We start from the raw sequence: 9,444 nt of genomic DNA, 5'->3' as shown, positions 1-9,444 counted from the left end.
GATAAACTCCAACCGGAACAGTCGTGTTAATAATCGTCATCCTAAAGTCGTGCGCATAAACTGCAACCAGCTCCACTGGATGATTGTATTTTCTTTGAAAATCATCAACCGATTTCTTCATGCTTGCGTCTATATACACTTTTCCGCTTGTCTGACCGCTTTTAAGTGTCTTTTCGGTAATGCCTGCCTTAACATCGTAGACGTGCTCTATCGTGCCGTCAGGGGCTAAAACAACAAAGTCCGGCGAGTATGTTCGTTTCCGTCCTTTGTATCCTCCTAGCGTGTAGCTATCTCGCACAACATAAGTCGGATGATTAAGTACTCGGTCGCCTAACGACTCCAGATACCGTTGATAAAACTTCAACTCTTTTTCTGAATCGTACTTCTGTCCCTTGTAGGTGATTTTTTTTGCTATTTTGTACTTGTTAATCATCCAACTCACCTACTAATTAGAAAGCTAAAATCAGTCTCGACAATTAATTCATCCAGCTTGATTTGATAGTATTTGCCAAGTTTTTCAAATGAAGGATAAAGGTTATATGATCGCCCAAAATGATAGTCATAGCTAATCAATACTAGTGCTTCACCTTTGTTGTTTACGATAAAACACGTTTGATTTGGCATATCATAATCAATCGAATATCCTAGCTCATCAACGCTTTTAACAAATTCATCTTTATTAATCATCGTCTACTCCTAATCATTAAATTTGTTATACAAATAAGCGGCAAAACCTTTCAAAAATTCCTCGCCACCCGCTTCGGTTTCAATTTTCTGCGCCATAGAATGAGTTGCTTCTTTTACTTCTTTAGCGCTCATAGCTACTGCAACTTCATTAACATTAACTAAAACCGGATGAATTTTATTGCTGTCTGATTCATTTGCATGCAGGAACAACAATTTTCCTTTTTGTGATTGTTCTTGAATTTGCTCTAACGTTTCCGTTACTGCATACTTTCCGTCGTTTACTTGAATAATCGAATTCACGTTCTTGTTCATATTTTGTCTCCTTAATTTTTGTTGTCTAATACCTTTTGAGTCGTTCTGCCATTGCTTTTACATCTGATCTTGACAGAAGCACTTCTTCTACCCAGTAATCATCTTCGTAGGTGTAATTAATCTCTTCCGCCCACGCCCTGATTTCGTCATAATCTGTAGTAATGAATGCCACCGCCTCATCACCCCACGCAGCCCAGCGGTCAAGCACAACGTACACGTTTACTGAATTTCGCATTACTTAATCACCTCGCTTTTAATCTGCTAACTTAATCAACTCGATTTTTGGTATCGGATTTTCATCCTGTTTTGTTGCATCCTGAACTGTCATCGCATTAATGCTCATCAACCGTTTAACAATCGATTCAAAGTACCTCTGGCTTGGTTGCGGTGCTTTTTCAGTTTCACTGGTAATCCACTCTACTAATTCATCATCAACTGAATTAAGGTACTGGATCATATCCTTATCTTTCATCCGCCCTATATATAAATTAGTAGTAGTAGTTTTATTAATACTTGTATTATTAATACTTGTATTATTCTCTTTAACATTTCTGATAATAGGGGTCTTATCAGATTTGCTAATACCCCCATTACTCGTTTGATAAGGGGTATTAACTTTTCTGTTAATAGGGGTACTTATTGGATAAAGCCTCCGTTCCTTAATTTCGTTAGTTCCTTCTCGATAAATGATTTCTCTTTGTAAATATCCGCACTTTTCAAGCAACGAAACCCATCTTGAAATTGTTACTGTTGAAACTTCATAGATCCTTGCAAAATAAGAATTACTGGCGTGACAATAGCCATCTTTATTACTAAGGGCTGTAATTTCACTGAACAATTCTCGGGGATTGGGCTTTCCTAACCGTTTGTCGTAACGAACATCAGCTGTAAGGATTGAATAGTAACTTGGTTTTTCGTTCTCCATCAGCTACCCCCATTTCTTAGAAAGGAACATCATCCAACGTTGTTTGATTGTTCTGCGGTTGTTCGGCTTGAGTTGGATTTCCGAATGGTAAATTGTCCATGTCTACCTGTTGATTAAACATTCCAGAATTGCCACCGAAAGCATCGCCTGTGCCATTTTGGGCTGGTTGATTATAATTTCCCCATTGATTGTTCTGTGGGGCTGAAACCGGCTGTGATTGGCTATTTCCGTTAGCTGGTTGGCTTGAACGTGGTTCTAACAAAGCGAAATTCTCAACAACTACATCCGTTCGGTAGACTTCCTTGCCATCTTGTCCAGTGTAGTGGCTTGTTTGAATTCGTCCATCGATTCCAACTAAAGAACCTTTATGAGTGAAGTTAGCAAAGTTCTCTGCCGATTTTCGCCAAATTTGGCAAGTAATGAAATCAGCCTCCCGTTCTCCTGTTTGTTGATTTCTGAATTGACGGTCTACCGCCAATCGAAAATTTACTCGTGCCGTTCCAGAATTTGTGTAACGTAGCTCTGGATCAGCCGCTAATCGTCCTGTAAGCGTTACTCGATTTAACATGTTCAATTCTCCTTTTAATCAAAATCAATATCTGTTGCGTGAATAAAGCCATTTAATTTTTTTTGTTGACCGGCAATACTCGCATTTACCGCAATGGCTTGGCTTTTCTTCGCCTGTAATCACTTCTATAATGTTTCCTTGATTTTCTTTAATCTGTTGAATCGCTTCTTCCATTTGAAAGACTGCATCACCTTGGAAATCAAGTGCCATCTTATCTGGTGGAGTTTGTTTGCTTACTGCGAACATATAAGGCTGACAATCAACTCCAAACGTTTGCTTGATAAGTTCCTTATAGATTGCCATTTGCATTACATATCCCCGACTTTCAATAAAATTACCCCATCGGCTTTCATCCGTAATCCAGTGTTTTTTGTGGATGTCATCAACCGTTTTAAGGTCAACGAAATATCCACGGTCAAGGTTCAAACTATCGATTTTTCCCTTCCATTGGACTCCATCGATTTTTCCGGTAACGATCACTTCTTTTTCTCCAGAGCCTGGCTGATAAACGAAATTGAAAAGATCGTCATCTTTAAGCGTGTTAATCATCTCGTCAGCTAACTTAAATTCAGCTCTCAAGTGACCGTTAGGGTCTTTCTTTGTTGGCTTGGTCATCATTAACTCCCGATTGGTTTTATCGCCTAATTCTGAACGGTTAAGCCAATCTTCATGAGCCTGTTCGCTCTCGAAAGTTGAGTGAACATAATTCCCAACTAATAAAGGAGTAGGGTTTGAAGTTGGTTGCCAGTCTTCCTTAAGCTTTGCTAACGCTGCCGCTTCACATTTCATAAAATCCTTGTATAGGCTAAAACTTAAGTAGTGATAATCCGTTTCATGTGAGTAGTAATTATCTTGTGTAAGCTCCATTAATCAACGTCCCCCGTTGCTTCAAACAAACCCATTTGATCGCTATCTTCTTCTACCGGTTCAACTGGCTTGGGCTGTTCTTTTGCTTGTTGTTCCTTACTTGCTTTAAAATCAGCTAACAATTCAGCTGTACTTTCAGTCGCCTTAGTTGGCGTTTCTTGTACATCCGCATCCACTTGGCGTGGTTGTGAAAAATCATGTTTGTCGTCTTCTGTGTAAAGCGAACCAAGTGAATCAGGGAACGCTTCACGTAAAGCATTAACCAGCGCCGTTTTACGAATCATGTTCGCCGGCATAGCTTTCCAAGTTGCTTGGCCTTTGCCAAACTCACTGATTGAGATTTCAACGTGAACTGGTTCATCTCGATCGTCACGCTTTACTTCAGCCCAACCACCAACAATTTGGTCGCTTGGTAATGTGAAAGCTCCATTTGTGTAAACAATCTCGTTGTTTCGGAGTACGATAACCCCCGCCTTTGAACCTCGATAGTGTGGATTACTTTCAGCTCGCTTCATGAATGCTTCTTTCGAAGTAATGATTTGTGCTGGTCGTCCTTTAAACTTGATTAAATAAGCCTCATTCAAGAATGGATTTAAGTGTTGATACTTGCACAAGTTAATAAACATTGCTACTTCTTGGTCTGTTACTGATTCGTTACCTGAAACTAGATAATTCTTAACAGTTCCAGCGGTCAATTTAACTTCTTCACCACCCGCTTGGAAAATCACTTCCTTGTTTTCAAATGATTGTTGTAGTTGGTTCATTGTCATGGTTATTCTCCTCTAACTTCCTTTTTCAAATCAGTTGCATTAATCAATGCGTAAGCTAGTGTTTGCTCTAGATTTTTTGCATCTGCATAGTCTACGTTGCTATTTTGATTAGCAATTAGCTTTGCTGTTAACGCTTCAGCTTCAAAAATAAAGCCTGCCAAATTGTGTAACTTGCTGCGTTGCTCGCTGGATTGTCCTGGAGCTAACCAGACTACCTGTTCATTTTTATCCATTCGTGTTATACTCTCCTTGTAATATCTTTTTATGTGCGACTCAACTTTGTTGGGTCGCTTTTTTTGTTACAGCAAAGGTAATCAGCACGCACATCAAATCAATAATTAACAAAGTTAATGTCAGCCAGTTACTCCACCAACTGACAATACTGTTCCATGTAAGCATTCCCATTACAATTAAGAACGCAGTACGAAAAGTTTTTAATTTATAAAGTTCCATGTGTATTTTCTCCGTTTTATAATTAAGTCATCTCCTAATGAAAGGAGGTGAGAAATATGTTTGAACACGTAAATTTAGATTACGATTACTCTAATTACGGTTTCCCTGGTGCAGAAGTTACTCAAAACCTAAAAACCGGATATGACGAATCGGTTACTGTTAAAACGTACACGGCAAAATTTAACGATCACACTGCTGCTACGTTTGTATACAGCACCGGGCTCGTACTATTTACGGATACTTACTCTGACAAAGCGATTATCCGTAGTAATCGTGAGTTCAAACCTGGTGATGACGGGAACTTACATTTAGCTGACGACTAACTGTAACCCGTATTCCTTTAGCGGTTGTTTCGACTGTTGATTTAGCAGTTTGAAATAGCCGCTTTTTTTCGTGCAATCAAATTTGCCCCGTTCCGATTCATTAATTTACTAGTCATTAAACCAACCTCCTCTTAATTCTTCCCAACCTTCGCTATCCAATGAACAAAGCCACACGATGATGATAAGCGGAATGAGAGTCATTCCGAGTGCGGTAGTATGGCCGGATGTGATTGTCCACGTAGTCCAAACTCCCGTCAGAAGATAGGTTGTGTTTGCAATTGATCGCTTAATTCTCATCACTTAACCCTCCTTAGTTTGAAGTGGGTATCCATTTTGGATTCCCACTTTTGTTGTGCCATAAACGTCATTGCTTTTTGATATTCCCGAATGTCAATCATGTGATCTGGTAAGTAAACCAGATACCATTTTGGATAATTCTCTTTTATCCAATTCATCCGTCTGGAGTACGTAGCTGGCGACATGCTCCATTCTTCGATGAATTCGGTTTTATCAAGCTGGTACCTGTGTTGGTTCAATTCACCACCTCCTTTCAAGATTCCCAATCGATGTGACTGTAATTATCTTCCAGCCACTTAACGGCTAGTGGCGTGAACACCTTTGTTCGTTTTCCTTTTCCAAAAGCTCCAATAACCCAGCCATTTGGATTGTTTTCTTTTAAAACTTCCGGAAACTTTTGGAAGATATGAACCGAAATCCAAGTCCGGTTTTTGTTAGCGAACAACGGTTCTCTAACATCATCTAGACGTTGCCATAGTTCCTTCTGCTCAAACTTAGCTTGTTCTGCAATCAAAGGAGTAACTTGTTGAGCTAATAACTTTAACTCTTGCTCATCAAGCTTCATGTTTATCCCTCCATGAACTTATTAACGAAGTAAACTTGTCCTTTCCCAGTTACCTTTGGCGTCTTACTGATTACTACTACCCCATCACCGTTAACGTGTGTACTTTCCTTAATCCGGAACAAACCGAGCTCCATAGCACGTTGCGTTGGCATGTTGTAATCAGTTCCCTTGCGTTTAATTAGGTATCCATTTTCACGCATCCAAGCGAATAAGCGCCGTTGTCCCATCTCAACACCATTTTGTTTCAACATCTTCGCTAACTCACCAACTAGAATTGGTGTTTCGCTTGTTGAAACGGCATCCGCGAATAATGCCTTCGGTTTCATCTCAGCAATTTGGATATCCTTTTGCTTGAGCTGGTCGGCTGCTTGTTGTAATAGGTCAGCTAGCCCCTTGCTCCCGTTGTTCACTATGTCGTACGCCTTTTCATCCGTCATATAAGCACCGTGCTTGCGGATCATTGGTAAGACTTCTGACGTAACCCAACGCTTGAATTTCTTTGCGCTTGGTAACTTGCTTCCTAAGATAAGCGAGTATAGACCCGACTCGTTGATTACCGTTTGTTCTCGAATTTGACCTGCGGTACTGATTTGGTACTTCAGCTTATCTTCTTCATCAACGTGGTTATTAATATCACGGCTTCCATTCTTATACCCAAGAATGTTAGCTACGTCCTTACCAACAAAGTAAGGGTCTCCTTCAATAGTTACGGTGCGAACGTCCGTGCCCTCAAAGTTAAATGTTTGCAGTTCCATTTAGATTTCCTTCCCGTTCTCGTTTGTACCCGTTTTGTCGAAAAAAATACTTAAATCATCAATTCCTAGAACGTTAGCGATTTTGCCGAGTTCATCAGCCCCAATATCGATTAGCCCATTTTCTCGACGGCGATAAGACCAAGGCTTCATCTAGTTTATCAGCCATTTCGTCTTGACTAATCTTCCGGGCAATTCGTTCGGCTTTTAATCGTCTATAATTAAAAGTCATATCAGTTATCACCTCTTTGTTTTTATTTCGTTCTCCCTTGAGAACAATTTATATAATACCCCCCTCGTTCTCAAACGTCAACACATTTTGTAAACTTTTTTTACTTTTTTTGTACACTAGAGAACATTTATTGTATAATTAGACTTGTAATAATTAGCAATTACATAGGAGAAAAAAAGATGAGGACGAACGAACAAATTATCAACTTTTTAAATTCTCTTAGAGAAGAACAGGACTTATCTATCAGTGAAGTTGCACGAAGAGTAAACATTTCTAAATCGGCAGTTTCAAAATATTTTAATAGAACTAGAGAGTTTCCGATTAATAAAGTTGACCGCTTTGCTTCGGCTTTGAATACAACAAGCGAAGAAATTTTAGGGCTTAACAAACCAAAGGGGACGATTGATGAAGCGCTGGATAATCTCGTTGCATTTAACGGTAAGCCCGTTAGCGACCACGATAGGGCGGTTTTAAAAGGGTTGATAGAAAGCTACTTGAGTAGTCGTGATTAATACTGCTGGTGGCTGGCATGAACTTGCTAGTCGCTTTAATGTAAACGTTGTGGAAGCTGAGGGACTGCAATCCAATGGCTACTACTCTCCCGACTTACGTGTGATTTTCATCAACCCGAATTTATCAGAGAAAGAGCGGAGATTCACGATGTTGCATGAGCTTATGCACGTCATAGACACTGAACCAAACGCTATTAAACAGGAAGCGGATGCCAACAGGTTTATGATTAGTGCAATGATCGATGACTATTTAAATGAAACAGGCAAGGAAATAAAGGAAGTTAGCTATGTGGAGTTTATGGAAGCATATAAGTTAACCAACGAAGAATTAGTAAAGGAAATTATTACGTCCAAGTGTGAATGACGTTAAAAGCTGCTGAATTTAGGAGGAAAAATTATGGCAAAGAAAATTGTTGACGAAAATGGAAATACTTACGTTCAAAAGAAACCGTTCTATAAGCGCTGGTGGTTTTGGTTGCTGGTGTTGATTGTTGTTGGTGGAATTGGCGGAAACATGAATGGCGATTCATCTAGTTCAACTGGAAGTACCGCAACTTCTAAGAAACCAAACGTTCCAACTTCTTACATCACGGCTTTAAACAGCGCTAAAACGTACGCAAACACAATGCACATGTCTAAGCAAGCAATCTATGACCAATTGACTTCTGACGCCGGAAATAAATACAAGCCGGAAGCCGCACAATACGCGGTTGATCACGTTAAGGCGAACTGGAACGAAAACGCTTTGAAGAAAGCGAAAGAATATCAAAAGGATATGAACATGTCTCCTGACGCAATCCGTGACCAATTAACATCGAGTGCTGGCGAACAGTTTACGCAAGAACAAGCGGACTATGCAGTTAGTCATCTTGAATAAAGAAAGAAATCGGTAGTCCTTGACCGTGAGGAATAATCCCAAAATAAAAAAGCCGTCCGGTCTGGACGGCTTTAATTTTGAAAAAAAGGAGGAAATTGGAAAAGTGGCTCAGATAATAAAAACAAATACTGGATATATGGTTCGGGTTACATGGCGAGATGAGAACGGCAAACAACATAAAAAAATCGAAAGCCGGATTCAAAACTAAAGCGGCTGCACGAAAAGCTGGCGCTGAAATGGAACAGCTTAAATACAACGGCATGCTTTCGTCCAAAAATCCAGCGTTCATCGATTACTACATCGAGTGGTATAAAACCTATAAAGAACCACGATCAAGCAACGCAACAAAACGATTTTATGACTACTGCATTACTGTAATTCAAAAAAATTTCGGAAAACAGAAAATCACATCGATTAATCGACAACGCTATCAACAATTCATCAACAATTTTGGAAAAGAAAAATCAAAACACACTGTTGTTAAGGTTAACGCCTACATCCGTGTTTGCGTCAAGAATGCGGTCTATGACGGCATAATTCCACGGGACTTCACTCAACAGGTTGAATTAAGTTGGGATAACGATAAGACTCGTCAAATCGATTACTTAACAATCGCTGAGATGAAACAGGTGATTGCTTACTTGAAAGATAATCGGAGCAGTTACTACACGGGACGTTACATGATTTTAACAGCTTTTTACACCGGTATGCGGTTATCGGAAATTCAAGCCCTATCATGGGATGACATTGATTATGAGAACAAGACAATTTCAATCAACAAATCATGGGATGCAAAATTAAAAGAATTTAAACCGACAAAGACCGGTTCATCAAACCGAACCATTCGAGTTAACGATGAATTGCTTTCGCTTCTGGACGATTTGAAAAAGAATCAAACCGACTTAATTTTTGAAAACCCCCGCTACCATAACGTTCCGAACTCTGCTACAATTAACAAGGTATTGAGGCGTCAACTCGAGTCTGCTGGTGTCCACAAGGATGACATCAACTTTCACTCGTTGCGACACTCGCATGTGGCATACTTATTGGAAAGGGAAGTGCCACTTTATGCAATTAGCAAACGGCTTGGGCACTCAAACATGACAACAACCGCTAATCAATACGCCTACTTGATTGATGAATTTAGGGCACGGTCTGATGACCAAATAGAACAAGCTATTAACGACCTTGGTTAGTGTCCCGTTAAGTGTCCCAACTTTAAAAATCATGAGCGTTCTTGAGTGTTCATTTTGCCTAACTTTGGGCGTTTTGAATTCTTGGAAGCTCTTGGAAGTCCATAAAAA

At 39.8% G+C, this 9,444-nt stretch carries 17 protein-coding genes and 1 pseudogene; 5 read left to right on the top strand and 13 right to left on the bottom strand.

Translation table 11 applies throughout. The annotated features are described in order from the left end of the window. The 9 genes and pseudogenes from JCM14505_RS08270 to JCM14505_RS08230 all read right to left on the bottom strand — a co-directional run. The coding region (locus JCM14505_RS08270; RefSeq protein WP_156249882.1) for a DUF1064 domain-containing protein at window positions 1-433 on the bottom strand (433 nt) is incomplete at its 3' end. Window positions 434-438: 5 nt separating this feature from the next. Continuing rightward, window positions 439-687: a hypothetical protein gene (locus tag JCM14505_RS08265; RefSeq protein WP_054654014.1), complete on the bottom strand. Its 249-nt coding sequence runs from the start codon at window positions 685-687 to the stop codon at window positions 439-441. A 9-nt stretch (window positions 688-696) separates the two neighbouring features. Further along, window positions 697-999 carry a hypothetical protein gene (locus tag JCM14505_RS08260; RefSeq protein WP_054654012.1) on the bottom strand — a complete coding sequence of 101 codons (303 nt, stop codon included), beginning with the start codon at window positions 997-999 and terminating at the stop codon, window positions 697-699. A gap of 25 nt (window positions 1,000-1,024) precedes the next feature. Next, window positions 1,025-1,234 carry a hypothetical protein gene (locus JCM14505_RS08255; protein ID WP_054654010.1) on the bottom strand — a complete coding sequence of 70 codons (210 nt, stop codon included), beginning with the start codon at window positions 1,232-1,234 and terminating at the stop codon, window positions 1,025-1,027. Between the two features lie 18 nt (window positions 1,235-1,252). Then, window positions 1,253-1,924 carry a helix-turn-helix domain-containing protein gene (locus JCM14505_RS08250; protein WP_054654007.1) on the bottom strand — a complete coding sequence of 224 codons (672 nt, stop codon included), beginning with the start codon at window positions 1,922-1,924 and terminating at the stop codon, window positions 1,253-1,255. A gap of 16 nt (window positions 1,925-1,940) precedes the next feature. Next, entirely contained in the window at window positions 1,941-2,492 is a 552-nt protein-coding gene (locus JCM14505_RS08245; protein WP_054654005.1) for a single-stranded DNA-binding protein, read from the bottom strand. Between the two features lie 14 nt (window positions 2,493-2,506). Next, window positions 2,507-3,359 (bottom strand): annotated as a pseudogene (locus JCM14505_RS08240) (PD-(D/E)XK nuclease-like domain-containing protein). Beyond that, window positions 3,359-4,129, bottom strand: coding sequence for a phage recombination protein Bet (bet, locus tag JCM14505_RS08235; RefSeq protein ID WP_225352328.1), 771 nt, complete (start codon window positions 4,127-4,129; stop codon window positions 3,359-3,361). The pseudogene JCM14505_RS08240 and the gene bet overlap by 1 nt, the downstream one beginning before the upstream one ends. A 2-nt stretch (window positions 4,130-4,131) precedes the next feature. Next, a complete protein-coding gene (locus tag JCM14505_RS08230; RefSeq protein ID WP_054654002.1) occupies window positions 4,132-4,362 on the bottom strand; it encodes a hypothetical protein in 231 nt (76 codons plus the stop codon). A gap of 276 nt (window positions 4,363-4,638) precedes the next feature. Between JCM14505_RS08230 and JCM14505_RS08220 the strand changes: the two genes are divergently transcribed. Next, complete coding sequence (locus JCM14505_RS08220) at window positions 4,639-4,905, top strand: hypothetical protein (RefSeq protein ID WP_054653998.1); 267 nt, start codon at window positions 4,639-4,641, stop codon at window positions 4,903-4,905. Window positions 4,906-5,201: 296 nt separating this feature from the next. On the opposite strand, the gene JCM14505_RS08210 is transcribed toward JCM14505_RS08220, so the two are convergent. From JCM14505_RS08210 to JCM14505_RS10585, 4 genes are all read right to left on the bottom strand, one after another. Beyond that, the gene (locus JCM14505_RS08210) at window positions 5,202-5,441 is read right to left on the bottom strand and encodes a hypothetical protein (RefSeq protein ID WP_054653994.1); all 240 of its coding nucleotides are present in this window, start codon (window positions 5,439-5,441) and stop codon (window positions 5,202-5,204) included. Window positions 5,442-5,455: 14 nt separating this feature from the next. After that, entirely contained in the window at window positions 5,456-5,767 is a 312-nt protein-coding gene (locus tag JCM14505_RS08205) for a DUF771 domain-containing protein (RefSeq protein ID WP_054653992.1), read from the bottom strand. 2 nt (window positions 5,768-5,769) lie between these two features. Further along, on the bottom strand, window positions 5,770-6,522 hold the full coding sequence (locus JCM14505_RS08200) for a phage antirepressor (protein WP_054653990.1): 753 nt from the start codon (window positions 6,520-6,522) through the stop codon (window positions 5,770-5,772). 94 nt (window positions 6,523-6,616) lie between these two features. Continuing rightward, on the bottom strand, window positions 6,617-6,751 hold the full coding sequence (locus JCM14505_RS10585) for a hypothetical protein (RefSeq protein WP_439646043.1): 135 nt from the start codon (window positions 6,749-6,751) through the stop codon (window positions 6,617-6,619). Window positions 6,752-6,930: 179 nt separating this feature from the next. Here JCM14505_RS10585 and JCM14505_RS08195 point away from each other — a divergent pair, with 179 nt between their 5' ends. The 4 genes from JCM14505_RS08195 to JCM14505_RS08180 all read left to right on the top strand — a co-directional run bounded on the left by JCM14505_RS08195 (window position 6,931) and on the right by JCM14505_RS08180 (window position 9,336). Beyond that, entirely contained in the window at window positions 6,931-7,263 is a 333-nt protein-coding gene (locus JCM14505_RS08195) for a helix-turn-helix domain-containing protein (RefSeq protein ID WP_054653988.1), read from the top strand. Then, complete coding sequence (locus JCM14505_RS08190) at window positions 7,256-7,627, top strand: ImmA/IrrE family metallo-endopeptidase (RefSeq protein ID WP_054653986.1); 372 nt, start codon at window positions 7,256-7,258, stop codon at window positions 7,625-7,627. Before JCM14505_RS08195 ends, JCM14505_RS08190 begins: the two co-directional genes overlap by 8 nt. A 33-nt stretch (window positions 7,628-7,660) precedes the next feature. Further along, window positions 7,661-8,140 (top strand): Ltp family lipoprotein, encoded by a 480-nt coding sequence (locus tag JCM14505_RS08185; RefSeq protein WP_054653984.1) that lies wholly within the window; start codon window positions 7,661-7,663, stop codon window positions 8,138-8,140. 236 nt (window positions 8,141-8,376) lie between these two features. Then, complete coding sequence (locus tag JCM14505_RS08180; RefSeq protein ID WP_225352327.1) at window positions 8,377-9,336, top strand: tyrosine-type recombinase/integrase; 960 nt, start codon at window positions 8,377-8,379, stop codon at window positions 9,334-9,336. The last annotated feature ends 108 nt before the right edge of the window (window positions 9,337-9,444 follow it).

Origin of the sequence: Limosilactobacillus equigenerosi DSM 18793 = JCM 14505 (genome assembly GCF_001311375.1) — a bacterium.
Lineage (GTDB): Bacteria > Bacillota > Bacilli > Lactobacillales > Lactobacillaceae > Limosilactobacillus > Limosilactobacillus equigenerosi.
This window is presented reverse-complemented; position numbering and strand designations above follow the sequence as displayed.

What these genes read in the sequence shown, in the direction of transcription:
- bet (WP_225352328.1), bottom strand. Translation starts at nt 4,129, where the DNA reads ATGACAATGAACCAACTACAACAATCATTTGAAAACAAGGAAGTGATT.
- JCM14505_RS10585 (WP_439646043.1), bottom strand. Translation starts at nt 6,751, where the DNA reads ATGACTTTTAATTATAGACGATTAAAAGCCGAACGAATTGCCCGGAAG.
- JCM14505_RS08260 (WP_054654012.1), bottom strand. Translation starts at nt 999, where the DNA reads ATGAACAAGAACGTGAATTCGATTATTCAAGTAAACGACGGAAAGTAT.
- JCM14505_RS08230 (WP_054654002.1), bottom strand. Translation starts at nt 4,362, where the DNA reads ATGGATAAAAATGAACAGGTAGTCTGGTTAGCTCCAGGACAATCCAGC.
- JCM14505_RS08185 (WP_054653984.1), top strand. Translation starts at nt 7,661, where the DNA reads ATGGCAAAGAAAATTGTTGACGAAAATGGAAATACTTACGTTCAAAAG.
- JCM14505_RS08180 (WP_225352327.1), top strand. Translation starts at nt 8,377, where the DNA reads ATGGAACAGCTTAAATACAACGGCATGCTTTCGTCCAAAAATCCAGCG.
- JCM14505_RS08245 (WP_054654005.1), bottom strand. Translation starts at nt 2,492, where the DNA reads ATGTTAAATCGAGTAACGCTTACAGGACGATTAGCGGCTGATCCAGAG.
- JCM14505_RS08200 (WP_054653990.1), bottom strand. Translation starts at nt 6,522, where the DNA reads ATGGAACTGCAAACATTTAACTTTGAGGGCACGGACGTTCGCACCGTA.
- JCM14505_RS08255 (WP_054654010.1), bottom strand. Translation starts at nt 1,234, where the DNA reads ATGCGAAATTCAGTAAACGTGTACGTTGTGCTTGACCGCTGGGCTGCG.
- JCM14505_RS08250 (WP_054654007.1), bottom strand. Translation starts at nt 1,924, where the DNA reads ATGGAGAACGAAAAACCAAGTTACTATTCAATCCTTACAGCTGATGTT.
- JCM14505_RS08220 (WP_054653998.1), top strand. Translation starts at nt 4,639, where the DNA reads ATGTTTGAACACGTAAATTTAGATTACGATTACTCTAATTACGGTTTC.
- JCM14505_RS08205 (WP_054653992.1), bottom strand. Translation starts at nt 5,767, where the DNA reads ATGAAGCTTGATGAGCAAGAGTTAAAGTTATTAGCTCAACAAGTTACT.
- JCM14505_RS08265 (WP_054654014.1), bottom strand. Translation starts at nt 687, where the DNA reads ATGATTAATAAAGATGAATTTGTTAAAAGCGTTGATGAGCTAGGATAT.
- JCM14505_RS08195 (WP_054653988.1), top strand. Translation starts at nt 6,931, where the DNA reads ATGAGGACGAACGAACAAATTATCAACTTTTTAAATTCTCTTAGAGAA.